The following is a 24,233-nucleotide window of genomic DNA, read 5'->3' as shown; positions in this document are numbered from 1 at the left end:
CCGGTGATCGGGGTTCAGTGCCGGCCCAGCGCTCCGTCGACCCGGCGCCACAGCCCCAGCGGGTTGCCATCGCGCAAGGGCTCCGGCAGCAGGTCGGCCGGGATGTCCTGGTAGCAGACGGGCCTCAGGAACCGCTCGATGGCCGCCGTGCCGACCGAGGTGGTGCGGCTGTCCGACGTGGCCGGGAAGGGGCCGCCATGCACCATGGCGTGGCAGACCTCGACGCCGGTCGGCCAGCCGTTGGCCAGGATGCGACCGGCCTTGCGCTCCAGCGTCGGCAGCAGGTCCGCCGCCGCCTTGGTGTCCGCCGCGTCCATCTGCAGGGTCGCGGTGAGCTGGCCGTCCAGCCGTTCCGCCACCGCGCGCAAGGACTCCAGGTCCGGGCAGCGGATGAGCAGCGAGGCGGCGCCGAACACTTCCTCGCGCAGGGTCGGGTCGTCGAGGAAGGCGTCGGCGGTCGTGGCGAACAGCGCCGCCCGGCACCGGTTGGGGCCGTCGCCCTCCAGTCCCCGCGCCAGCGTCGCCACGCGGGGGTTGCCGGTCAGGGCCGCCACCCCGGCGTCGAAGGCGGCGTGGATGCCCGGCGTCAGCATGGTCGGCGCCGCGCTGCCGCCCAGCGCCTCCACGGCGGAGGCGACGAAGCGGTCGAGGTCCGGCCCGTCCACCGCCAGCAGAATGCCGGGGTTGGTGCAGAACTGCCCGGCGCCCATGGTCAGCGAGGCGACGAAGCCCTGGCCCAGAGCCTCCGCCCGTGCTGCGAGCGCCGCCGGCAGCAGGAAGACCGGGTTGATGCTGCTCATCTCCGCGTAGACGGGGATCGGCTCCGGGCGTTTGGCCGCCACCTCCATCAGCGCCACGCCGCCGCGGCGCGACCCGGTGAAGCCGACCGCCTTGATGCGCGGGTCGGCGACCAGCGCCGTGCCCACCGACGAGCCGGCGCCGAAGATCAGCGAGAAGACGCCCTCCGGCAGCCCGCATTCGGCAACGGCGGCCTGGACGGCGCGGCCGACCAGCTCCGACGTGCCGGGATGGGCGGAGTGGGCCTTGACCACCACCGGGCAGCCGGCGGCGAAGGCCGAGGCGGTGTCGCCCCCGGCCACCGAGAAGGCCAGCGGGAAGTTGCTGGCACCGAACACCGCGACGGGGCCGAGCGGAATGCGGCGCTGGCGCAGGTCGGGGCGGGGCAGCGGCGCCCGCTCCGGCAGGGCCGGGTCGATGCGGGCGCCGATCCAGCTGCCCTCCCGAACCACCGAGGCGAACAGGCGGAGCTGGCCGACGGTGCGGCCCCGTTCCCCCTCCAGCCGGGCGCGCGGCAGACCGCTTTCGGCCATGGCGCGGACGATGAGAGCGTCGCCGAGGTCGAGGATGTTGCGGGCGACCGCCTCCAGGAAGACGGCGCGGTCCTCCGGGGCGGTTTCGCGGAAGCGGTCGAAGGCGTCCCAGGCGAGCTGGCAGGCGCGGTCCACCTCCGCCGTCCCGCCGCCGCCGAAGGCGGGCTCCAGCGTCGCCCCGGTGGACGGGTCGATGGCGTGGATCTCGCCGTTGCGGCCACGGTGGCTCTCGGCGCCGATCAGCATCATGCCGGTGAGGGTCACGGGCGGGTCCTTTCTTGTTCTCGCTGCTCTTGTTCTCGCTGCGGGATCAGCCGAGCAGGCCGCGGCCCGCGAGGTTCCGCATCAGCGCGGCGGCGCCGAAGTCCCAGGGCGCGCAGTCGGCGCAATGGCGGACGCGGTTGGTCAGGCTGCCCAGCGCCGGGGCGGTGATGGTCACCACGTCGTCCAGCTTGTGCGTGAAGCCCTCGCCCGGACGGTCGCGGTCCTCGACCGGCGCGAACATGGTGCCGAGCAGCAGGACGAAGCCGTCCGGATACTGGTGGTTCTCGCCGATGGTGGCTTCCACCAACTCCACCGGGTCGCGGCTGATCTGCGACATGGAGCTGGAGCCCTCCAGCCGGAAGCCGTCGCTGCCCTCGACCACCAGCCCCAGCTCGGCGCTGCGCACGCCGTCGAGCGTGAAGCGATCGTCGAACAGACGGATGAAGGGGCCGATGGAGCCGCTGGCGTTGTTGTCCTTCGCCTTGCCGAGCAGCAGGGCGGAGCGCCCCTCGACGTCGCGCAGGTTCATGTCGTTGCCGAGCGTGGCCCCGACGATGTCCCCGCGGCTGGAGGCCAGGACGGCAATTTCCGGTTCCGGGTTGTTCCACACGGAATAAGGCGGGATGCCGACATGGGCGCCGGTGCCGACCGCCGACATCGGCTGGCCCTTGGTGAAGATCTCGGCGTCGGGGCCGATGCCGACCTCCAGATACTGCGACCACACCCCGCGGGCGATCAGCGCCTTCTTGACCTCCATGGCCTCCGGCGAACCGGGCTTCAGGCTGGACAGGTCGCGCCCGATCAGCGCGTCGATGTCGGCGCGGATGGCCAGCGCCTTGTCCGGGGCGCCACGCGCCTGCTCCTCGATGACGCGCTCCAGCAGGCTGACCACGAAGGTCACGCCGGACGCCTTCACCGCCTGGAGATCGATGGGGGCCAGCAGCCAGGGCCGCTCCGGGTCGCGCCGGTCCTCGTCGGAGTTGGCGAGGAGTGTCGCGGCGGTGCCGATCCATTCGCCGGGGATGCTGCGGACGAGATCCGCCGCGACGCCGGTCTCCACCAGATCGCGCACGGTGGGCGCGTCGCGGCTGGTGATGTCGAACACGTCCCGGCCGCGCACGGCGATGACCGAGGGGCCGACGCCGGGGCGCCAGGCGCGCCCGACCAGGAGCGCGCCCTCGTCCGTCGGCAGGGCGGCGGCGGGGTCGAGGGGAAGGGGTCGCTTGCTCATGGTGTCCGCTCCTCGTCTTACTTGCGCCGGAAGACCGGGCTGCGCTTTTCCTTGAAGGCGGCGCGCCCCTCGGCAGCGTCCGCCGTGGCGAAACAGATGGTCTGCAGGTCGCGCTCGTACTCGATGGCCTTCTCGACCGGCATGGTGTGGGCGGCCTTCAGGTTCAGCTTCGCCGTCTCCGCCGCGATGGGCGCGCGGCTGGCGACGATGGCGGCGATCTCCTGCGCGCGGGCAAGCAGACGGTCGGCGGGCACCACCTCGCTGACGAGGCCCCAGGCCAGCGCCTTGTCCGCCGGGATCGGGTCGCCGGTCAGGATCATCATCGCGGCGTTGGAGGTGCCGATGGAGTGCGACAGGAAGGCCGCAACGCCGCCGCCGCCGATCCAGCCGAGCTTGATCTCCGGCGCGCCGAACTGCGCGTTCTCCGACGCGATGCGGATGTCGCAGCTCATCGCCGTCTCCAGCCCGCCGCCGAAGGCGTAGCCGTTGACCGCGGCGATGCTCGGCTTGCGCAGGCCCCGGATGGCGTCGCAATAATCCTCGCGGTTGCGGAAGTTCCAGGCGGTGTCGTAGCGGTCCAACTCGCGGATGTCGGAGCCGCAGCAGAAGGCGCGCGGCCCGGCGCCGGTCAGCACGACGCAGCGGATGTCGTCGTCGGCGTTGCAGCGCGCCACGGCGGCGACCAGCTCCGCGGCCATCTCCGGGGTCACCGCGTTCAGCTTCTGCGGGCGGTCGAGGGTGATGGTGGCGACGAAGCCGTCCACCGTGACGGTGACCGCGCCAAGCGCCGGATCGGGGGTGTTGAGCGAGTCCATGGGATGGGCCTTATCGTTCGGCGCCAGCAGCCGGACGGCTGGCGGCGTAGCGGTGTTGCAGACGGTCGAGCAAGGCGGCGTGCGGCGTGCCGTCGGCCAGCGCGTCGCGGATCATCGCGGCGGCGTCGGCCTGGAAAGCGATGTAGCCGGCGTGGCGCGGGCGGACATAGGCGGCCTCCAGCGTTGCGGCGGTGTTGCGGTAGAAGCCGCCCCAGCGGGCGTTCACCGCCTCGTCCGCCCAGGCGTCGCGGCGGCTCGGCTGGCCGTCGTGGGCCGGGATGAAGCTCCGCTGCGCCTCGGCGCCGAGCAGCCAGCGCAGATGGTCGAGCAGGGCCGGCGTCACCTCGCAGCGCACGGAGACGCCGATGCCGGTGCCGCCCAGCGTCGAGCCGGGACGCCCACCCGCCGTGGCGCGCGGCGCGTCGGCGAAGGTGACCGGCTTCTCCCCCGCCGCCGTCGGGGCGGCGTAATTGACGTAACCGTAGACCAGCGGGCAGAGCGCGACCTCATCCGTGCGGGCCATGTGGCCGAGCAGCCCGATGGGATTCAGCCCGCGCACCGCCGCCGGCATCCGCCCGGCCAGCGTCGCCATGAGGTCGAGCACCCGTTCCCCGATCTCGGCCGAGACCAGCTGGTCGGGGTCGGCCACGGCGGGCGGATCGCCGAAGGCCGCCGCCATGGACAGGAAGGTCAGGCAGGCGTGCGGCCCGGCCAGCGACAGGGCGACCGGCGCCCGCTCGGACAGGCTCGCCACCTCCGCCCAGGTGACCGGGATCGACCCGTCCAGAAGGTCGGCGCGGCAGGCCGTCACCTGCGTCGCGGCGTCGAGCGGCAGCGCCCAATGCCGGTCGGCGAAGCGGTAGCTGGCGAGGCTCGGCCCGATGCTGTCGCGCTGCCAGCCGGCGAGGTCCTCGGCGGTGAACAGGTCCTCCAGCGGGATCAGGCCGCGTTCCGCGACCGCCTCCCCGACATGGGGATGGTCGAGGACGATCAGGTCGTAGCGGGCGCAGAGGTCGCCGATCGGATGGGCCTCGAAGCCTTCGAGCGGCTGCTTGTCCCAGTCGATCGCGAGCCCGTCGCGCGCCTCGTCCAGCCCGGCGGCGGCTGCCGCCAAGGCGTTGTAGCCGCGCGGGTGGTCCCAGGTCAGCGCGCGGTAGCGCATGCCCGAACCTCCTCTTCCTCCGGCTCCGGTTCCGTCGCGGCGACGACGCCGGCGGCCAGCAGGCGGTCGACGGCCTCGGCTGTGAAGCCGGCGCTCTCCAGCACTTCGCGGGTGTGCTCGCCGGTCAGGGGGGCGCCGCGTTCGACCTCCGACGGGGTCTTGGAGAACTTGATCGGGAAGCCCGGCGTCTTGACGCGGCCTTCGGTCGGGTGGTCGTACTCGACGAAGGTGCCGTTGTGCTTGATCTGCGGGTCGTTCACGAGGTCGGCGTAGCCGTAGACTGGCCCGGCCCAGACCCCGGCGGCGTTGAACAGCTCCAACCACTCCGCAGAGGTCTTCGCGGTCAGCCGGTCGCGGGTCTTGGCGAAGATCTCGTCGCGGCGCGACCAGCTGTCGGTCTCGTCCTCCATGTCGAGGAAGGATGGCTCGCCGATCAGTTCGCCCAGCAGCTTCAGCGGCGGGAAGGCGACGATGATGAAGCCGTCGCTGGTGGCGAAGGCGCCGTAGGGCGCGCGGATGTAGACGTGGGCGTGCGGCTCGGCGGAGCGGGTCTGCGGCTTGCCGCCGACCGTGAAGACCGACAGCTCCTGCATCTGGATCGTCGTGATGGCGTCCAGCATGTTGACCTGGACGAGCTGGCCCTCGCCGGTGCGCTCACGGTGGAGCAGGGCGGCCAGCACGCCTTCGAAGGCGGTGTAGCCGGTGATCGCGTCCACCAGATACTGGCCGGCAGGGGTCGGGGCCTCGCCCTCGCGGCCCGCCGACAGCATGGCGCCGGACATGCCCTGCAACAGCAGGTCCTGGCCCGGACGCTGGACGTAGGGGCCGGTCTCGCCATAGCCGGAAATCGACAGGTAGATCAGGCGCGGGTTGATCGCGGAGAGCGATTCATAGTCCACGCCCAGCCGCTTGGCGACGCCCGGCCGGTAGTTCTGGAGGAAGACGTCGGCGGTCTTGACCAGCTCCATCAGCAGGGCCTTGCCCTCGGTGTTCTTCAGGTCGACGGCGAGCGAGCGCTTGTTCCGGTTCAGCGACAGGAAGGAGACGTTCACCTTGTTGCCGGTGATGCCGCCCGCCGCGGTGTGGCGCTGCCACTCGCCGGTCACCGGCTCCACCTTCACCACGTCGGCGCCGAGGTCGCCCAGGCGCTGTGCCGCCAACGGGCCGGCCATGGCGATGGAGCAGTCGAGCACACGGTAACCGCTGAGGATGTTGCGTTTCTTGTCCATGATATCCGGGTCTTGTTGCCGTGGGTCCGCCGGCCATGGCGGAAGGATGAATTCGGTCAGCCGTTGGTCGCCGGCGCTTCGGTGAAGAAGGCGCGGTTCCAGACGGGGCTGATGAGGATTTCGTTGACGCAGGCGTGGGGCGGCATCTCGGCCACGAAGCGGATGGTGCGGCCCAGATCGTCGGGCTGGAGCAGGCGCGCCATCTCCTCCGCCGGGGGCGGGGAGGGGCGCTGGCCCAGCAGGTCGGTCGCCACCTCGCCCGGCATGACCACGCAGGAGCGCAGGCCGTTGCGCCATTCCTCCATGTTCAGGCTGTGGCTCAGCGTCACCAGCGCCTGCTTCGTCGCGTTGTAGCCGGGTCCGCCGAGGACGAGCGCGTGCCGCCCGACCCAGGAGGACACGATGATGACGGTGCCGGACCGGCGCTCCCTCATCGACGGCAGCACCGCCTGGATGGCGTGCATGGTGCCGTTGAGGTTGACGTCGACCAGCCGCCGCCAGCCCTCCGCCCCGACGTTGCGGAAGCTGCGGTTGGGCAGGTTCATCCCGGCGCTGGCAACCAGCGTGTCGATTCGCCCGTGGCGGTCGAGGATCGCCGCCGCCACGCGCCGCACCGCCGCCTCATCGGCCACGTCGAGGACCGCGGTCTCGGCCCTGCCGCCGGCGGCGCGGATGGACTCCGCCACGCGGTCGAGCGCGTCCTCGCGCCGTCCGGACAGGACGACGGTGGCGCCGCCCTGCGCCAGCGCCCGCGCGCCGGCCTCCCCGATTCCGCTGCCGCCGCCGGTGACCCAGGCGACGCTGTCCGCAAGAACGCTCATGTCTTGCCTGCTTCGTTGCTTGTCATTGTTGCTTGCCCGCCGTCCGGCCATCGGGCCGCCGCGGTGTCCCTCCCAGCGTCCCCCGGATCGTCCGCCTTCGCGTTCGTTTCGAGTGACCGCTAACGTGACCGGTAACATGATTGGTTGGGGCAATCAAGCATCTTCGGCGAGCGATAACGTTAGCGTTCACGTGACCGCTAACATGAAATGCGCTATGGATTGTGGAAACGGGGCCGCACCCGGCTTGCAACGGTGGGCGCGGCCATGCACAAGAAGGCGGCCGGTCGCTGCTGGAAGGCGGGCCGGCGGAGGCAGGAAAGAGGTCATCCCAGGTGTCGGACGAAGGACAGCTTTCGCTTAGGAAGGCGGAGTCACGGCGGCGCTCCGCGACCCGCGCGGTGACGATGGCCGATGTGGCGCAGGCCGCCGGGGTCTCCACGCAGACGGTCTCGCGCGCGCTCCGCGATCCGCGCAGCGTCGGCCCGGATACGCTCGCCCGCATCGAGGAGGCGGTTCGCGAAACCCGCTACGTGCAGAACCTGGCGGCGAGCCACCTCGCCTCCAACCGCAGCATGACGGTGGCGGCGATCATCCCGACCATCTCCGCCTCGATCTTCGCGGAAACCATCCAGGGGCTGACCGACGTCCTGCTGCCGGAGGGCTATCAGGTCTTCCTCGGCCACACCGACTACATGGCCGGGCGGGAGGAGTCGCTGGTCCGCAGCTTCAGCGGGCGGCGTCCCGACGGCTTCTTCATCATCGGCACCCGCCACACCCAGGAAACCACCGCCCTGCTGAAGCGCACCGGGGTGCCGGTGGTCGAAAGCTGGAGTTGGACGAACCGTCCCGTCGACATGCTGGTCGGCTTCTCCAACCACGCCGCCCTGATGAGCGTGGTCGACCATCTGGTGGGGCGCGGCTACCGCCGGCTGGCCTTCACGGGCGTCATGAAGCCGGGCGACCACCGCGCCAAGGAGCGTCTGAAGGGTTTCCAGGACGCCCATGAGCGTCATTTCCCGGGCGTGACGCCGCGCGTCGTCACGGTGGCCAGCGGGCCGATGGTGATGGCGACCGGCGTGGAGCTGCTGAAGCTGTTGCGGGAACAGCATCCCGACACCGACGCGGTGGTGTTCGTCAGCGACGTGCTGGCCTCCGGCGCCCTGCTGGCCTGCAGCGGCCTAGGAATCTCGGTGCCGAAGGATCTGGCGATCACCGGTTTCGGCAATTACGACATCGCCGGGCAACTGACGCCGGGCCTGACCACCATCGCCATCGCCAGCCGCAAGATCGGCACGGAATCCGCCAACCTCCTGTTGCGGCGGATGCAGGGCGGCGAGGTGGAGAACCGCACCCAGGACGTGGGGTTCGAACTGCTGGTGCGGGGCAGCGCCTGAGCCTGTCGGCGCGGCGGTCAATCCTTCTCCCGCATCTCGCGCCCGCATGCGGGCGCTGACGTCGCCCGCGAAATTCCCCTAAAGAATTCACGGACATAAAGGCGCAAACGATCACCAGGACGGTGACGTTGCCCCCTTGCGCAATCCGTCGGCTGATGCTTAGAATGAAAATCATTCGCATTCAGGCGATCAGCGCAGATGTTCGGCTTATTTGAAACGGACAGGGTGCCGGTCGCTGACGCTACGCCACATATACACCTTTTGGTAGAGGAACTGGCTCAATGTCTCAATCTTGCGGCAAGGACGCTCTGCGCCTGACCGTCCGCCGCCGCGGCGCCGCGCATGACGTCTTCGCACCGGGTCTGCGCCCGGTCGCCATGGCCGTTTGTTTTGCCAGCGCCGTCCTCGCGGGCGGCCTTCCCTTCGCGCCGGCCGCGCAGGCCCAGACTGCGGCGGCCCGCACGGTCGACGCCAACGTGCCGGCGGGGCCGCTGGACGCCGCGCTGCGCAGCTTCGCCGCCCAGGCCGGGGTGAGCATTGCCGTGGACCCGGCGCAGGTCCGGGGCAAGACCTCCCAGGGGCTGCGCGGAACGACGACGGTCGAGGACGGCTTCCGCCGCCTGCTGGACGGCAGCGGTTATCAGCTCGCGGCCACGTCCTCGGGGTACGGCCTCGTCGCGCAAGGGTCCTCGCCGGTTGTGAACGCCCCGGCCGGGGCAACGGTGCTGCCCTCCGTCCAGGTGTCGGCCAGCGCCGGCGCACTGCCGGGCGAGCCGCCGCCGCCCTACGCCGGCGGTCAGGTGGCGCGCGGGGGCACGCTGGGCCTGCTGGGCACCAGGAACACGCTGGACACCCCGTTCAGCACGACCAACTACACTTCCGAGCTGATCGAGAACCAGCAGGCGCGCACCGCGGCCGACACGCTGATCAACGATTCGTCGGTGCGCACGACCACCGGCGGCAATGGCTTCGACGACACGTTCCAGATCCGCGGCTTCGCGGTTCCGTCCGGCGACGTCGGCTTCAACGGCATGTACGGGCTGGTGTCCTCCAACCGCGTGCCCTCGCAGATCATTGAGCGGATCGAGCTGCTGAAGGGGCCGGGCGCGCTGATGAACGGCATCGCCCCCGGCGGCAGCATCGGCGGCGGCATCAACATCCTCAGCAAGCGCGCCGGCGATCAGCCGCTGACCCGCGTGACCGGGCTCTACCAGAGCGACTCCAATTTCGGTGTCCATGTCGACACCGGGCGCCGCTTCGGCGAGAACAACGCCTGGGGCGTGCGCTTCAACGGCCTGCTGCGCGGCGGCGAAGCCTCGATCGAAGACGGCGACGTGAAGACCGGCCTCGGCTCGCTGGCGGTGGATTACCGGGGCGAGCGGCTGCGCTGGTCGCTCGACGGCATCATCCAGCGCGACGACACCGACAATTTCCGTCCGCAGATCAGCATCCTGTCCACAACGACGGCCATCCCGTCGCCGCCCGACGCGCGGAGCAACTGGTACCCGAACACGACGCTGGTCCAGAAGGACAAGACCATCGCCTCGAACATCGAGTTCGACGTGACGGACTGGCTGACCGCCTACGCCGGCATCGGCTACCGCGACGGCACGAACGATCAGGTGTTCCCGCAGTCCAACCCCGCCGTGAACGCGCTCGGCAACTTCACGGTCCGCAACTCCTATTACGACTCCTACAGCGAGACGGTCAGCGGCACGGCCGGTGCGCGCCTACGCTTCGAGACGGGTCCCGTCCGCCATCAGGTCAACATCGGCTACACCGGCTTCCAGCGGGAGGAGGGCAACGCCTACATCCAGGCCGCCGGCTCGGCCCCGTCGAACATCTACAACCCGGCGCCGCTGCCCGTCATCACCGCGCCGCGCACCGATCCGCGCAAGTCGGCCGAGACGACGCTGAGCAGCATCGCCATCGCCGACACGCTGTCCTTCGTCAACGACCGCGTCCTGCTGACGCTCGGCGTGCGCGACCAGACAGTGAAGGTGAAGGGCTACAGCACGACGACCGGCGCGCAGACCAGCAACTACGACGCCAGCGCCACGACGCCGCTCGCCGGTCTGGTCGTGAAGCCGCTGGAGAACGTCGCGGTCTACGGCAACTACGCCGAGGGCCTGTCGCGCGGCACCATCGTCGGCGCCGGCTACGCCAACACCGGCGCGGTGCTCGAACCCTACAAGTCGAAGCAGCTCGAGGGCGGCGTCAAGGTCGATTGGGGCACCATCACGACCACCGCCGCGGTCTTCCAGATCACCCGCCCCAGCTCGATCCGCACCGCGTCCAACGAGCTGGCCTACGACGGCGAGCAGCGCAACCGCGGCCTGGAACTGTCCGCCTATGGCGAGATCCTCCCCGGCCTGCGCGCCATGGCCAGCGCGACCTTCCTGAAGCCGGAGCTGACGAAGACCGCCGTCGCCACGGAAGAGGGCAACGATGCCGCCGGCGTGCCGGACAAGAGCTTCTCCGCCAGCCTGGACTGGGACACCCCGTGGGTCGAGGGCCTCGCCCTCAACGGGCGGGTGATCCACACCTCCGGATCCTACCTGACCAACGCCAACACGCTGCGTTTCGACGGCTGGACCCGCTTCGACATCGGTGCCCGCTACACCACCGACGTGTCGGGCAAGCCGGTCGTGCTGCGCGCCAGCGTCGAGAACCTCTTCGACAAGGAGTACTGGCTGACCACCGGCACCTACGTGACCGTCGGGTCGCCGCGCACCGTGCTGCTGTCCGCCACCGTCGATTTCTGAACCTCTGGATCTTCTGGATTCCGTCATGAACAAACTGTCGCTTGCCCTCATCGCCGCGCTGGGCTTCGCCATGCCCGCCGCCATGCCCGCCCAAGCCCACCAGATCTGGATCGAGCAGCCCGACCAGGGCAACGCCACGATCCGCTTCGGGGAGTTCGGCGAGAATCTGCGCGAGGTCTCGCCCGGCCTGCTCGACAAGTTCGGCAAGCCGGCCGGCACCCTTCTCTCCGCCAAGGGCGAGCAGAAGGCCGAGGGCGCCAAGACCGCCGACGGCTTCGCGCTGCCCTTCAAGGCCGCCAACGGCGAGAGCATTGTCGCCGAGGACACGCTCTACCCGCTGTACAGCTGGAAGCAGGGCGACAAGGAGACCACCAACTGGTTCCATCCCGCCGCGCGCCTGATCACCGGCTTCGCCGAGCAGGCGCCGAAGCTGACGCTGGATCTGGTGCCCACCGGCAAGCCCGGCCAGTTCAAGCTGGTCTTCCAGGGCCAACCCAAGGCCAAGACCAAGGTGATGCTGGTCACCCAGTCCGGCTGGGCCAAGGAGGAGCACAGCGACGAGCAGGGTCTGGTCACCTTCGACCTGCCGTGGAAGGGCACCTACGTGGCCGAGGTCAGCCTGAACGAGCGCACCCCCGGTGAGCGCCAAGGCGCCAACGGCGCCGAGAAGTATGACGGCGTCAGCTACGTCACCACGGTGACCTACGTCCACCCCGACGGTCTGGCGCCGCTCCCCGCCGGCCCGGCGGCGACGCCCAACAAATGACCTCCGTGGCCGGACGGGTCCGTTCTGTTGGCCCGCTCGTCTCGCGCATAGCCGCCGCCCTGTTCGGCGGCTATGCGCTGGCAGCACTCGCCAGCGTGGCGATGCTGGCGCTTCCTATGAGCACGCCGCAGGCGGTGCTCACCGGCCAGTTGGCGAGCTTCGTCATCTACGCCGCCGCCGTGATCTGGGTCTTCGCGGTCCGCAGCGCGCTGCGCGCCTGGGCGGGCCTTCTTGTCGTGGCCGCGCCCCTGTTGCTGGCGGCGTGGTCGGTCTGGTGATGGGGAGCCGAGCGTGAAGACGGACCAGCAAGCGCGCCCCGACGGCCGCGGCCTCCGCCAGAGCATGTCCGACCTGCACACGTGGGTCGGGCTGCTTCTCGGCTGGGTGCTCTACGCGATGTTCCTCACCGGGACGGTGTCCTATTTCAAGGACGAGCTGTCGCAATGGATGCGTCCCGAACTGCCGGCGCAGAGCGGGGTTCCGGATCAGGCCGTGGTGGCGCAGCGCGTGGCCGACGAACTCGTCGCCCTGGTGCCGGGCAGCCCGCAATGGAGCCTGCGCCTGCCGGACGCCCGCAACAACAGCGTCTACGCCTTCTGGCGCACCGCCGGGGCGACTCCGGGCCAGCGCGGCTTCGGCGAGGGCAATTTCGACCCGGCGACCGGCCAAAAAGTGTCGTCGCGCGCGACGCTGGGCGGCGACTTCTTCTACCGCTTCCATTTCCAGTTCCATTACATGCCGGTGGTGTGGGGGCGCTGGATCGCGGGGATCGCGGCCATGTTCATGCTGGTGGCCATCGTCAGCGGGGTCATCACGCACAAGAAGATCTTCGTCGATTTCTTCACCTTCCGCTGGGGCAAGGGGCAGCGCTCCTGGCTCGACGCGCACAACGCGCTGTCGGTGTTCGGGCTGCCGTTCCACGCCATGATCACCTACACCGGGCTGGTGACTCTGATGGCGCTCTACATGCCCTGGGGCCAGCAGGCGGGTATCAAGACCGCGGCGGATCGCCAGCAGCTCAACGCCGAACTCAGCGCCTTCATCCAGCCGGGCAAGCCCAGCGGCGAGGCGGCGCCGCTCGCCTCGATCGAGGACATGGTGCGCCACGCCCAGGAGCGCTGGGGCCGCTACGGCGTCGGGCGGGTCACCGTCACGCATCCCGGCGACGCGGCGGCGCGGGTGGCGGTGGCGCGCGGCGACGGCGGGCGCGTGTCGATGAGCCCGCAATATCTGGAGTTCGAAGGCACCACCGGCAAACTGCTGGCCGTCCACGAAGGCGTGGGGCCGGCGGCGGAGACCCGCGGCGTGCTCTACGCCCTGCATCTGGGGCGTTTCAGCGACTCGGTGACGCGCTGGCTCTATTTCCTCGTCAGCCTTGCCGGCACCGCCATGGTGGGCACCGGTCTGGTGATGTGGACGGTGAAGCGCCGGCAGAAGCTGCCCGATCCGGCCCGGCCCCATGCCGGCTTCCACGTCGTGGAGCGGCTGAACATCGCCAGCATCGCCGGTCTGTCGGTCGCCATGGCGGCCTTCCTGTGGGCGAACCGCTTGCTGCCGGAGACTCTGGCGGACCGCGCCAACTGGGAAATCCACAGCTTCTTCATCGTCTGGGCGCTGACGCTGCTGCACGGGGTGCTGCGTCCCGCGAAGAAAGCCTGGGTCGAGCAGTTGTGGCTGGCCGCGGCGCTGCTGGCGTTGCTGCCCGTGCTCAACGCCGCGACCACGCCCCGGCCGCTCTGGCGCAGCCTGGCCGAAGGCGATTGGGTGTTCATCGGCATGGACCTGATGTGCTGGACGCTGGCGGCGCTTCACGCCGTCCTGGCGGTCCGCACGCTCCGCCACCAGCCCAAGACGCGGGCCGCCCGCAAACCCGTCCACCAACCCGTCAACAAACCCGCCGGCGGCGCCGTGCTGCGCGAGGGATGAGCATGATCCATCTGTCGTCTTTCATCCTGTGCCTGACGGGGTTCGCCGCGCTGGCCTTCGCCATGGACCGCCCGCAGCAAGACCTGCTCGGACGGTCCCTGCCGGCCCCCGCGACGGCCGCCCTGCGCGTCGGCGGGGCGGTGTCCCTGCTGGGGGCTTTGGGCCTCCTCGTGACGTGGCAGGGCTGGGGACTCGGCCTCGTCATGTTCAGCGGCCACACCAGCCTGGGCGCCGGAATCGTCCATGGCGCCCTGATCGTCCAAGGGCGGCGGGCTGCCCGCCCAAATTGAGGCTACGCCTTATTTTTGACCCATTTTGTCGCGACCGGCGAGTTTGCTCTTCCCGTTCGGGCGTGATGGGAGGATGATTCTCCATCGTTTTCATCAGGTTCATCGTGCTTTTCGACGATTGCGAATCGTTTGGGAGGAGTACGCATGCCCCGCATCCTCAATCACGCGCCGTGGCTGGTCCTCGCCGTGCTGGGCGCCTTCGCGCTCGGCACCGTCGCCCTGGCGCGCGGCGAGACCATCAACGCCCTCTGGCTGGTCGTGGCCGCCGTCTGCACCTATCTGGTTTCCTACCGCTACTACAGCCTGTTCATCGCCACCCGCGTCATGCGGCTGGACCCGGCGCGTCCGACGCCGGCAATGCGCCACAACGACGGGTTGGATTACGTCCCGACCAACCAGTACGTCCTGTTCGGCCACCATTTCGCGGCCATCGCCGGCGCCGGCCCGCTGGTCGGCCCGGTGCTGGCGGCCCAGATGGGCTATCTGCCGGGCATGCTGTGGATTCTGGCCGGCGTGGTGGTCGCCGGAGCGGTCCAGGACTTCATGATCCTGTTCGTATCGATGCGCCGCGACGGGCGGTCGCTCGGTGAGCTGATCAAGGCCGAGCTGGGGGACATCCCCGGCGTCATCGCCCTGTTCGGCACCTTCATGATCATGGTCATCATCCTGGCGGTGCTGGCCCTGGTCGTGGTCAAGGCGCTGACCAACAGCCCGTGGGGTTTCTTCACGGTCGCCGCCACCGTGCCGATCGCCCTGTTCATGGGCATCTACATGCGCTTCCTGCGCCCCGGCCGGATCGGCGAAATCTCCATCATCGGCTTCTTCCTGCTGATCGCCGCCATCCTGCTCGGCGGTCAGGTCGCGCAGAGCGAGACGTGGGCGCCGGTCTTCACGCTGACCGGCGTGCAGATCACCTGGATCCTGATCGGCTACGGCTTCGTGGCGTCGGTGCTGCCGGTGTGGCTGCTGCTGGCCCCGCGCGACTATCTGTCGACCTTCCTCAAGGTCGGCACCATCGTGATGCTGGCGCTGTGCATCCTGCTCGTCGCGCCGCCGATGAAGATGCCGAGCGTCACCCGCTTCGTCGACGGCACCGGCCCGGTGTGGTCGGGCAGCCTGTTCCCGTTCCTGTTCATCACCATCGCCTGCGGCGCGGTGTCGGGCTTCCACGCCCTGATCTCCTCCGGCACCACGCCGAAGATGGTGGAGAACGAGGTCCACACCCGCTTCATCGGCTATGGCGGCATGCTGACGGAGTCCTTCGTCGCCATCATGGCGCTGGTCGCCGCCTCCTGCATCGAGCCGGGCATCTATTTCGCCATGAACAGCCCGCCGGCGCTGCTCGGCACCACGGCGGAGTCGGCGGCCCAGGTCATCAACAACTGGGGCTTCGTCATCACGCCGGAGATGATCACCCAGACGGCGCAGGACGTCGGTGAGGTGAGCATCCTGTCGCGGGCCGGCGGCGCGCCCACCCTGGCGGTCGGCATGGCGCAGATCTTTTCCGAGCTGTTCGGCGGCAAGGGCATGATGGCCTTCTGGTACCATTTCGCCATCCTGTTCGAGGCGCTGTTCATCCTGACCGCCGTCGACGCCGGCACCCGCGCCGGGCGGTTCATGCTTCAGGATCTGCTCGGCGTCTTCTTCAAGCCGTTGCAGCGGACCGCATCCTGGGCCGGCAACCTGATCGCCACCGGGCTGTGCGTCGCCGCCTGGGGCTACATCCTCTATCAGGGGGTGGTCGATCCGCTGGGCGGCATCAACACCTTCTGGCCGCTGTTCGGCATCTCCAACCAGATGCTGGCGGGGATCGCGCTGATCCTGGCGACGGTGGTGCTGTTCCGGATGAAGCGCGAACGCTACGCCTGGGTGACCATGGTGCCGGCGGCGTGGCTGCTGATCTGCACCCTGACCGCGGGTGTGCAGAAGGTCTTCCACAGCAACCCTGCGATCGGCTTCCTCGCCCACGCCGAGCGGTTCAGCACCGCCGCCAACGAGGGCCGGCTCCTCGCCCCGGCGACGTCGATGGAGCAGATGCGGCAGGTGATCTTCAACGATTACCTGGACGCGGCGCTGGCGTCGCTGTTCGTTCTGGTGGTGCTGGCGGTGCTGGTCTTCGGCGTCCTGTCCTGCCTGAAGGCGCTGCGCAGCGACCGCCCGACCACGCGGGAAATCCCGACCGGCGGCGCCACCGCGCGGGCGGGGGATTGAGTAGGGGAACACCGTTCCCTCACTCCTTCGGGAGTGAGGGAACGGTCTATTGGAAAAGGACGACGGATGAGCGGCTTGAAAAGCAACCTCAGCCGGTTCCGCGGTTACTTCGAGCAGACGGCCAAGCTCATGATCGGGGTGCCGGATTACGACACCTATCTGGAGCACATGCGGACCCGGCATCCCGACCAGCCGGCGATGACCTACACCGAGTTCCTCGACAACCGTCTGCAGGCCCGTTACGGCTCTGGCAAGGCGGGGTGTTGTTGAGGGGGATGTTGTCCCCTCTCCCCTCCGGGGAGAGGGTTAGGGCGAGGGGGTTGCGCGTGGCGCTACGTCCGGCAAAAGCGCAACCCCCTCACCGGCCCTCCGGGCCACCCTCTCCCCGCTTTCGGCGGACCGAAGGTCCGCCTGTCGCGTCAGCGCAAACGAAGTTTGCGCGTGAGCGGAGGGGAGAGGGCTATGACCGAGCCGCTCAGGCCGGCTGGAAGCGCAGGATCTCCGGGGTCCGCATGTCGGCGGGGATCGGGGCGTCCTTGGCCGCGCCGCGCATGGCGGCGGGCGGGCGCGGCAGGCCGCTGCGGTCGCTGTAGTCGCGGGGCGGAGTCCAGGCCGTCGCCTCCTCCCGGTGCAGCATCGCCGTGCACACCACGTCGAGCGCCGTCACCGCCGCGACCGCGCCCAGCGCCGTGGCGACGTTCTCCCGGCGCGGGTTGCCGTCGTGGTGCGCCGACGCCAGCGTGGCGAGGTCCAGCGCGTCCCCGGCGACCCGCCCCCACATCCAGGGGCGGGCGTCGCCCATAGCCAGCAAGCCGACGCCGGTCGCCACCTCGCGGGCACCATAGGACCGGATCAGCCCGGCCTGCTCCTCCATCCCCATCCAGCGGGCGATCCGGTGGGCGGCCACCAGTTCGGCGACACCCAGCCCGATGCTGAACCAGCCCAGGCCGCGGGCCATCCGGTCGGCGGACGAATTCCTGCGGTAATACGCCATGGTGCGCCTCCCTGTTACGGCTTGAGCACGACCTTGATGCAGCCGTCCTGCTTGTCGCGGAAGGTCTGGTACATGCCCGGCCCGTCGGCCAGACCCACGGTGTGGGTGATGACGAAGGACGGGTCGATCTGGCCCTCCTGGATGCGGCGCAGCAGGTCGTCGGTCCAGCGGTTGACGTGGGTCTGGCCCATGCGCCAAGTCAGGCCCTTGTTCATCGACATGCCGAAGGGGACCTTGTCGATCAGCCCGCCATAGACGCCGGGGATCGACAGCGTGCCGGCGGGGCGGCAGACATACATCATCTCGCGCAGCACATGCGCGCGGTCGGATTCCAGGGCCAGCGCCTGCTTGGCGCGGTCGTACATGGAATCGAGCGTGGCGGTGGCGTGAGCCTCCATGCCAACGGCGTCGATGCACTTCTCCGGACCCTTGCCGCCGGTCAGCTCGTTCAGCCGCTCGACGACGCTTTCCTCCTCGAAATTGATGGTGATGGCGCCGCCGGCCTTGGCCATGGACAGGCGCTCGGGCACGCGGTCGATGGCGATGACCTGCTTGGCGCCCAGCAGGATGGCGCTGCGGATCGTCATCTGCCCGACCGGGCCGCAACCCCAGATCGCCACCGTGTCGGTCGGCTGGATGTCGCACTGCGCCGCGGCCTGCCAGCCGGTGGGGAAGATGTCGCCGAGGAACAGCACCTGCTCGTCGGTCAGCCCGTCCGGGATCTTTACGTGGGTGCGGTCGGCGAAGGGGACGCGCACATACTCCGCCTGCCCGCCGGGATAGCCGCCGGTCAGGTGGGTGTAGCCGAACAGCCCGGCCGTGGTGTGGCCGAACAGCTTGTCGGCCATCGCCTTGTTGCGGTTGGAGCGCTCGCAGACCGAATAGTTGCCGCGGCGGCACTGGTCGCACTCGCCGCACCAGATGGTGAAGGGAACGACCACGCGGTCGCCGACCTTCAGGGCGCTCTTGGCCTCGGCCCCGACGTCGACGACCTCGCCCATGAACTCGTGACCCAGGATATCGCCCTTCTCCATGCCGGGCATGAAATGGTCGTAGAGGTGCAGATCCGAACCGCAGATGGCGCAGGACGTGACCTTGACGATGGCGTCGCGGGGCTGCTCGATCTCCGGGTCGGGGACGGTGTCGTAACGGACGTCGGCAGTGCCGTGCCAGACCAGGGCTCTCATGGGAAGCTCCTCCGGATGGGGTGAAGTGGGGCGGGCGAGGGGCGGTCAGTGATGGCCGGAACCGGGCTCGGCCTGCTTGCGGTGCTGCTCGGCCAGCACGCCGGAGGGCGTCACGGCGGCCATGGCGGTCTGCAGCTTGTTCTTCCAGCCGGCCACCACGTCGCTGTCGCCGCGCATCATCGCGTCGAAACCGACCTTGGCGACCATCGCCGGGTCGTCCTTCTTGCCCTGGCCGATCTTGGTGTCCTCCATGCCGGCGCGCTCGAAGAACTCGGTGTCGGTGGCGCCGGGCATCAGGCAGGTGACCGTCACCCCGGAATCCTTGATCTCGTGGCGCAGCGCGAAGGAGAAGGAGTCGATGAAGGCCTTGGTGCCGTTGTAGACCGCCTGATAGGTGCCGGGCATGAAGCCGGCGATCGAGCCGGTGATCAGGATGCGGCCCTGTTTGCGGTCGCGCATGCCGCGCCCGACCTTCTGGATCAGGTACAGCGTGCCGGTGATGTTGGTGTCGATGACGTGCCGGGCCTCCTGGAAGTCCTGATCGAGGAAGCCGTGGCCCAGCCCGTGGCCGGCGTTCGCGAGCAGGGCGTCGACCGGTCGGCCCTTCACCGCCGCGCAGAGTTTGTCGACGCCGTCGAGGGTAGCGAGGTCCGCCTGCACCGTTTCGACCGTGACGCCGAGGGAGCGGAGTTCCTTCGCGGCCTCCTCGATGGCCGGATCGTCGGCGGCGATCAGGAGGTCGAAGCCGTTCCGGGCGCATTCTTTGGCGAGTTCGAGCCCGATGCCGGTGGACGCACCGGTGACGATGGCAAGGGAATGGGTGGCTGCGCGAGCCATGGGAACGGTCCTCTTTGCGAAGCGGGAGAGTCCCTCAGCCCAACTGGAGATGGCAGCTGTTGGTTCCGCCTTTTCCGCCGCCGCCCTTCGCCATCCGGGGCAAGCGCAACGAAGCGATGCCGCGGAAAAGTGCATAAGGCTTAATCAGGTCGGCCTCATGCCTAATTTTTGATCGCGACAAGGGACGAGCCCCAGCGTTTCCGCGCCTTTTCGGTTGGCACGCCGCTTGCTCAACAGTCTTGTATACAAGATTGGTGCGGCAGCCTGATGACCCAGCTTCCCGACAGCATCGAAGACAGCGTGATCTCCGCCATCCTGGGCGGCCGGCTGCGGCCCGGCACCCGGCTGGGCGAGGCGAAGCTGGCCGAGGTCTACGGCGTGTCCCGCACCCGCGTGCGCGAGGCGATGATGCGGCTGGAGACGCGCGGCATCGTCCATGTCAGCGCCCGGCGCGGCTGGTTCGTCGTCGAACCCTCGGCGACGGAGGCGCGGGCCGCCTTCCAGGCGCGGCGGGTGATCGAGACCGGGATGCTGCGCGATCTGCACACGCTTCCGGGTGACGCCGTCGCTCACCTGCGCGCCCATGTCGAGGAGGAGCGCGAGGCGCTGCACACCGGCCATGTCGGGTCGCGCACCTGCCTGCTCGGCGACTTCCACATCCACCTCGCCCACGCCTTCGGCAACGCCTTCCTGACCGACATCCTGCGCGACCTGACCGCGCGCACGACGTTGGTCTCGATGCTTTACCAGTCCGACCAGGACGCCGCGGCGTCCAGCGACGACCACGCCGGCATCGTGACGCTGCTGGCCGACGGCGATTTCGCCGGCGCGGCGCGGCTGATGGACGAACACATCCGGCGCGTCGAGGACGGCCTCGACCTCGCCGCCGCCCCCGATCCCCTGGCCGGCCTGCGCGAGATCCTCTCGCCCGGCGCCCCCGCCTGACCCTTTCACACAAACCAATCCATCCAGACCAACCGGAGGAGTTAGAGACATGAAGCGCAGGACCCTGCTCGCCCTGGCCGTCGCCGCCGTCGCCGGCCTTTCCATCGCCCAGGCCCCCGCCGCGCGGGCCGACGCCCTTCAGGACATCACCAAGCGCGGCACGCTGCGCGTCGCCGTCCCACAGGACTTCCCGCCCTTCGGCTCGGTCGGCCCGGACATGACCCCGCTCGGCTACGACATCGACGTGGCGAAGCTGATCGGCGCCAAGATGGGGGTGAAGGTGGAGCTGGTGCCGGTGACCAGCGCCAACCGCATCCCCTTCCTGCAGACCAACAAGGTCGATCTGGTCATCTCCAGCCTCGGCAAGAACGCCGAGCGCGAGAAGGTCATCGACTTCACCGACGCCTACGCGCCCTTCTTCAACGGCGTCTTCGCCCCGGCCGGCGTCACCGCCGCGAAGCCGGAGGATCTGGCCGGCAAGACCGTCGGCGTGACCCGCGGCGCCATCGAGGATCTGGAGCTGACCAAGATCGCCCCGGCCGACGCGGTCATCAAGCGCTACGAGGACAACAACGGCACCATCTCCGCCTTCCTGTCCGGTCAGGTCGAGGTGGTGGCGACCGGCAACGTCGTGGCGGCGGCGATCCTCGCCCGCAACCCGCCGAAGCGGCCGGAGCTGAAGTTCCTCATCAAGAACTCCCCCTGCTACATCGGCCTGAGCAAGGAGCAGCCGGCCCTGCTTGAAAAGCTGAACGGCATCCTGGCGGCGGCCAAGGCCGACGGCTCGCTGAACGCCATCGCGCAGAAGTGGCTGTCCGCCGACCTGCCGAAGGACCTCTGACGACCATAGGGCCGGGACGGCGCGGGCGGCTTCGGCCACCGCGGCGCCCCGGCGTACCGGGGGCTGACCGGAGGGCCGCATGACCTACCGCTTTGATTATTCGTGGATCGCCGAATACTGGCCCGTCATCCTGAAGGGCCTGCTGACGACGGTCGAACTGACCCTGATCGGCACGCTGTTCGGGGTGGCGCTGGGCATCGCCTGCGCCTGGACGCGGTCGCTCGGCCCGCGCTGGCTGCGCCCGCCGGTCGTCGCCTATGTGGAGCTGATCCGCAACACGCCCTTCCTGATCCAGCTCTTCTTCATCTTCTTCGGCCTGCCGTCGCTCGGCGTGCAGATGACCGAGTTCCAGGCGGCGGTTCTGGCGATGGTCATCAACCTCGGCGCCTACAGCGGCGAGATCATCCGCGCCGGCATCGAGGCCACCCCGCGCGGCCAGTTCGAGGCCGGGGCCAGCCTCGCCATGACGCGGTTCGAGACCTTCCGCCACGTCGTCCTGATCCCGTCCCTGCAACGGATCTGGCCGGCGCTGTCGTCGCAGATCGTCATCGTCATGCTCGGCTCGGCGGTGGTGTCGCAGATCGCGGCGGAGGACATCACCTTCGCCGCCAACTTCATCCAGTCGCGGACCTTCCGCGCCTTCGAGAGCTATTTTCTGACCACCGGCCTCTATCTGCTGCTGGCGCTGGCCTTGCGGCAGGCGCTGCGCGGCGTCGGGCGGATGCTGTTCCCGCGGAGGGCCACGCGATGATGACCTTCACCCTGTGGGACATCCTGCGCAACCTGCTGCTGGCGGCGCGCTGGACGGTCGTTCTTTCGCTCGTCTCCTTCGTCGGCGGCGGTCTGCTGGGGATGGCGCTGCTCTATCTGCGGATCGGCAAGGCGCGGGCCGGGCAGATCTTCGTCCAGGGCTATGTCGAGCTGTTCCAGGGCACGCCGCTGCTGATGCAGCTCTTCCTGGCCTTCTTCGGGCTCGGCCTGTTCGGCATCGACGTCCCGGCTTGGCTGGCCGCCGGGCTGGCGCTGATCCTGTGGACGGCGGCCTTCCTGGTGGAGATCTGGCGCGGCTGCGTGGAATCGGTCGCCCGCGGCCAATGGGAGGCGTCGGCCAGCCTCGGCATGGGCTACGTCCAGCAGATGCGCTACGTGATCCTGCCCCAGGCGGTGCGGGTCGCCGTCCCGCCGACCGTCGGCTTTTCCGTGCAGGTGGTGAAGGGCACGGCGCTGACCTCGATCATCGGCTTCGTGGAGCTGTCCAAGGCCGGAACGGTGGTCACCAACGCCACCTTCGAACCCTTCACCGTCTACGGGCTGGTCGCCCTGATCTACTTCGCGCTGTGCTGGCCCCTGTCCAAGAGCAGCCAGATTCTGGAAAGGAAGCTCAATGTCGCTCATCGCAATCACTGAGGTGAAGAAGCGCTTTGGCGACGTCGAAGTCCTGAAGGGGATCAATCTGGACGTCGAGCGCGGCGAGGTCGTCGCCATCATCGGCAAGAGCGGTTCGGGCAAGAGCACGCTTCTGCGCTGCGTCAACGGGCTGGAGATGATCGACGACGGCTCGATCATGGTGGCCGGCGCCCACCTCATCAACGACGACCTGCACCTGAAGGCGCTGCGGCTGAAGGTCGGCATGATCTTCCAGCAGTTCAACCTGTTCCCGCACCTGTCGGCGGGGCGCAACGTCATGCTGTCGCAGATGGTCGTCAAGAAGACGCCGGCGCGCGAGGCGGAGGCGATGGCCCGCCGCATGCTGGAGCGGGTGGGCTTGGGCCACAAGTTCGACGCCTACCCCGACCAGCTCTCCGGCGGGCAGCAGCAGCGCGTCGCCATCGCGCGGGCGCTGTCGATGCAGCCGATGGCCCTGCTGTGCGACGAGATCACCTCCGCGCTGGACCCGGAGCTGGTGAACGAGGTGCTGGCGGTGGTGAAGGAGCTGGCCGCCGACGGCATGACGCTGATGATGGTGACCCACGAGATGCGCTTCGCCCGCGAGGTCTGCGACCGGGTCGTCTTCATGCACCAGGGCCGCGTGCACGAGATCGGCCCGCCCGAGGAGGTCTTCGGCAACCCCCGCACCCCGGAACTCCGGCAGTTCCTGGGCGCGCAACTGGTCGTCTGATAGCAAAAGGGTGCCGGTGGCATGACCACCGGCACCCATTCCTGGGAACGGATGATGCGGGCTCAGCGCGCCGCGGTCTTCTCGCTGACCACACGCGGGGTGTCGATCATGTCGGCGACGAACTCCGCCAGACAGCGGTAGCTGAGGTCCTTCAGGTGCAGGCCGTCGGTGCTCAGCACCTGATCGGCGGCGAAGTGCCGGCTTTCCAGCCACCAAGCCATGATGCGGTAGCGGTCGAGCACCGGCACGTCGAGTTCGCGGCCCAGCGCGACCACGGTGGAGGCGTAGGCGGGGTAGGACTCGACCTTGGCCTCGCCGGGGAAGGACTGCGGGTTCATCAGGATGACGTCGGCGCCGGTCTTGCGGATGCGGGCGATGCCGTCGCGCAGGGTGGCGGCGAAGGCGTCGAGCGGCACCTTCTGGAAGCTGTCGTTGGTTCCGACCTGCCAGACCACGAGGTCCGGCTTGGCAGCCAGCACGTCCTTGTCGAAGCGGACGAGGTTGGCCCCTGCCGTCTCGCCGCCGATGCCCTTGTTCAGGACCTGGATGGCCGATGCGGCGTGACGCTGCTCCAGAATGGCGTCGAGCTGGGCGGGGTAGGTGGCGGTGATGGTGGTGGCCCCGACGCCTTCCGTGCTGGACGACCCCATCGCGACGACCGTCAGCGGGTGCCCGGCGGCCAGGGCGGCCCGGCTGTGCGTCAGTCCGGCGGCGGTGGAATCCGCGCCGGGCGGGACCGGGCACAGCGCCGACGCGGCGGCGGCACCGCTCCACAACACCCAGGCGGCCAACACTCCGCCAAGCACCCGTCCCGTCATGAGCCACGCTCCCCTGGTTCGCCTCGTCGAGGCACGCTGTCTGAGGGCATGGTCAGGCGATCATGGTTAATGCATCGCTAAGCGAGGGGGCGGCTAACCCCTCTTCGCTCCTCGTCAAAAGGGATGCCGCGGCGCGGCGACCCAGGGGCGGGAGCCGCCGCCGCGCGGCAATGTAACCGCGAAACCAAGCCGCCGTGGCGCTGTTCATCAGGATGGGCATCCTGCCCCTGTCCGTCGCTTGGCGTGGTTGAAGGCATGCATCTGGCTGATCTGTTCGTTGCGTTGCG

The 24,233-nt window shown here is 69.3% G+C and carries 23 protein-coding genes; 13 read left to right on the top strand and 10 right to left on the bottom strand.

Annotated elements, in window-relative coordinates; all coding sequences use genetic code 11:
- Positions 1-14: 14 nt before the first annotated feature.
- From Q4I23_RS10960 to Q4I23_RS10935, 6 genes are read right to left on the bottom strand one after another with little or no spacing between them, the layout of a single operon-like run.
- On the bottom strand, positions 15-1,595 hold the full coding sequence (locus Q4I23_RS10960; protein WP_498526257.1) for an aldehyde dehydrogenase (NADP(+)): 1,581 nt from the start codon (positions 1,593-1,595) through the stop codon (positions 15-17).
- Positions 1,596-1,641: 46 nt separating this feature from the next.
- On the bottom strand, positions 1,642-2,826 hold the full coding sequence (locus Q4I23_RS10955) for a fumarylacetoacetate hydrolase family protein (RefSeq protein WP_498526256.1): 1,185 nt from the start codon (positions 2,824-2,826) through the stop codon (positions 1,642-1,644).
- 17 nt (positions 2,827-2,843) lie between these two features.
- Positions 2,844-3,641 (bottom strand): enoyl-CoA hydratase/isomerase family protein, encoded by a 798-nt coding sequence (locus tag Q4I23_RS10950; RefSeq protein WP_051140522.1) that lies wholly within the window; start codon positions 3,639-3,641, stop codon positions 2,844-2,846.
- Positions 3,642-3,651: 10 nt separating this feature from the next.
- On the bottom strand, positions 3,652-4,803 hold the full coding sequence (locus tag Q4I23_RS10945; protein ID WP_498526255.1) for an extracellular solute-binding protein: 1,152 nt from the start codon (positions 4,801-4,803) through the stop codon (positions 3,652-3,654).
- The gene (locus tag Q4I23_RS10940) at positions 4,785-6,032 is read right to left on the bottom strand and encodes a CaiB/BaiF CoA transferase family protein (RefSeq protein WP_498526254.1); all 1,248 of its coding nucleotides are present in this window, start codon (positions 6,030-6,032) and stop codon (positions 4,785-4,787) included. Before Q4I23_RS10940 ends, Q4I23_RS10945 begins: the two co-directional genes overlap by 19 nt.
- A gap of 56 nt (positions 6,033-6,088) precedes the next feature.
- Entirely contained in the window at positions 6,089-6,853 is a 765-nt protein-coding gene (locus Q4I23_RS10935; protein ID WP_498526253.1) for an SDR family oxidoreductase, read from the bottom strand.
- 332 nt (positions 6,854-7,185) lie between these two features.
- Between Q4I23_RS10935 and Q4I23_RS10930 the strand changes: the two genes are divergently transcribed.
- The 8 genes from Q4I23_RS10930 (at position 7,186) to Q4I23_RS10895 (ending at position 16,475) form a co-directional block, all read left to right on the top strand.
- Positions 7,186-8,247 (top strand): LacI family DNA-binding transcriptional regulator, encoded by a 1,062-nt coding sequence (locus tag Q4I23_RS10930; protein ID WP_498526252.1) that lies wholly within the window; start codon positions 7,186-7,188, stop codon positions 8,245-8,247.
- 281 nt (positions 8,248-8,528) lie between these two features.
- Positions 8,529-11,012 (top strand): TonB-dependent siderophore receptor, encoded by a 2,484-nt coding sequence (locus Q4I23_RS10925; protein WP_498526251.1) that lies wholly within the window; start codon positions 8,529-8,531, stop codon positions 11,010-11,012.
- A gap of 25 nt (positions 11,013-11,037) precedes the next feature.
- Positions 11,038-11,778, top strand: a complete 741-nt coding sequence (locus Q4I23_RS10920; protein ID WP_498526250.1) for a cobalt ABC transporter substrate-binding protein — start codon at positions 11,038-11,040, stop codon at positions 11,776-11,778.
- Positions 11,775-12,056: a DUF3649 domain-containing protein gene (locus tag Q4I23_RS10915; protein WP_498526249.1), complete on the top strand. Its 282-nt coding sequence runs from the start codon at positions 11,775-11,777 to the stop codon at positions 12,054-12,056. Before Q4I23_RS10920 ends, Q4I23_RS10915 begins: the two co-directional genes overlap by 4 nt.
- A gap of 13 nt (positions 12,057-12,069) precedes the next feature.
- On the top strand, positions 12,070-13,704 hold the full coding sequence (locus Q4I23_RS10910) for a PepSY-associated TM helix domain-containing protein (RefSeq protein WP_498526248.1): 1,635 nt from the start codon (positions 12,070-12,072) through the stop codon (positions 13,702-13,704).
- Positions 13,705-13,706: 2 nt separating this feature from the next.
- Positions 13,707-13,994 carry a DUF3325 domain-containing protein gene (locus Q4I23_RS10905; protein ID WP_454017389.1) on the top strand — a complete coding sequence of 96 codons (288 nt, stop codon included), beginning with the start codon at positions 13,707-13,709 and terminating at the stop codon, positions 13,992-13,994.
- 144 nt (positions 13,995-14,138) lie between these two features.
- On the top strand, positions 14,139-16,205 hold the full coding sequence (locus Q4I23_RS10900; RefSeq protein ID WP_498526247.1) for a carbon starvation CstA family protein: 2,067 nt from the start codon (positions 14,139-14,141) through the stop codon (positions 16,203-16,205).
- A gap of 66 nt (positions 16,206-16,271) precedes the next feature.
- Positions 16,272-16,475: a YbdD/YjiX family protein gene (locus tag Q4I23_RS10895; RefSeq protein ID WP_454017391.1), complete on the top strand. Its 204-nt coding sequence runs from the start codon at positions 16,272-16,274 to the stop codon at positions 16,473-16,475.
- Between the two features lie 205 nt (positions 16,476-16,680).
- Here Q4I23_RS10895 and Q4I23_RS10890 read toward each other — a convergent pair whose 3' ends face one another.
- The 3 genes from Q4I23_RS10890 to Q4I23_RS10880 are packed head-to-tail and all read right to left on the bottom strand — an operon-like array spanning position 16,681 to position 19,223.
- On the bottom strand, positions 16,681-17,199 hold the full coding sequence (locus Q4I23_RS10890) for a cyclase dehydrase (RefSeq protein ID WP_498526246.1): 519 nt from the start codon (positions 17,197-17,199) through the stop codon (positions 16,681-16,683).
- Between the two features lie 14 nt (positions 17,200-17,213).
- On the bottom strand, positions 17,214-18,386 hold the full coding sequence (locus tag Q4I23_RS10885; protein WP_498526245.1) for a zinc-dependent alcohol dehydrogenase: 1,173 nt from the start codon (positions 18,384-18,386) through the stop codon (positions 17,214-17,216).
- A 45-nt stretch (positions 18,387-18,431) separates the two neighbouring features.
- On the bottom strand, positions 18,432-19,223 hold the full coding sequence (locus Q4I23_RS10880; RefSeq protein ID WP_498526244.1) for an SDR family NAD(P)-dependent oxidoreductase: 792 nt from the start codon (positions 19,221-19,223) through the stop codon (positions 18,432-18,434).
- 267 nt (positions 19,224-19,490) lie between these two features.
- On the opposite strand from Q4I23_RS10880, the gene Q4I23_RS10875 reads away from it, so the two are divergent.
- From Q4I23_RS10875 to Q4I23_RS10855, 5 genes are all read left to right on the top strand, one after another.
- On the top strand, positions 19,491-20,168 hold the full coding sequence (locus Q4I23_RS10875; RefSeq protein ID WP_145627020.1) for a GntR family transcriptional regulator: 678 nt from the start codon (positions 19,491-19,493) through the stop codon (positions 20,166-20,168).
- A 49-nt stretch (positions 20,169-20,217) separates the two neighbouring features.
- Positions 20,218-21,009 carry a transporter substrate-binding domain-containing protein gene (locus Q4I23_RS10870; protein WP_035677591.1) on the top strand — a complete coding sequence of 264 codons (792 nt, stop codon included), beginning with the start codon at positions 20,218-20,220 and terminating at the stop codon, positions 21,007-21,009.
- Between the two features lie 79 nt (positions 21,010-21,088).
- Positions 21,089-21,760: an amino acid ABC transporter permease gene (locus tag Q4I23_RS10865; RefSeq protein WP_498526243.1), complete on the top strand. Its 672-nt coding sequence runs from the start codon at positions 21,089-21,091 to the stop codon at positions 21,758-21,760.
- A complete protein-coding gene (locus Q4I23_RS10860; protein ID WP_498526242.1) occupies positions 21,757-22,416 on the top strand; it encodes an amino acid ABC transporter permease in 660 nt (219 codons plus the stop codon). Before Q4I23_RS10865 ends, Q4I23_RS10860 begins: the two co-directional genes overlap by 4 nt.
- On the top strand, positions 22,394-23,128 hold the full coding sequence (locus Q4I23_RS10855) for an amino acid ABC transporter ATP-binding protein (RefSeq protein ID WP_498526241.1): 735 nt from the start codon (positions 22,394-22,396) through the stop codon (positions 23,126-23,128). Before Q4I23_RS10860 ends, Q4I23_RS10855 begins: the two co-directional genes overlap by 23 nt.
- 62 nt (positions 23,129-23,190) lie before the next feature.
- Here the strand turns inward: Q4I23_RS10855 and Q4I23_RS10850 are convergent, their stop codons facing one another.
- Positions 23,191-23,946, bottom strand: coding sequence for an SGNH/GDSL hydrolase family protein (locus Q4I23_RS10850; RefSeq protein ID WP_498526240.1), 756 nt, complete (start codon positions 23,944-23,946; stop codon positions 23,191-23,193).
- Positions 23,947-24,233: the final 287 nt, after the last annotated feature.

The organism is Azospirillum sp. UFLA03-27, from assembly GCF_059803775.1.
The sequence above is the reverse complement of the archived record's forward strand: the minus strand, read 5'-3'. Positions and strand labels throughout refer to the sequence as shown.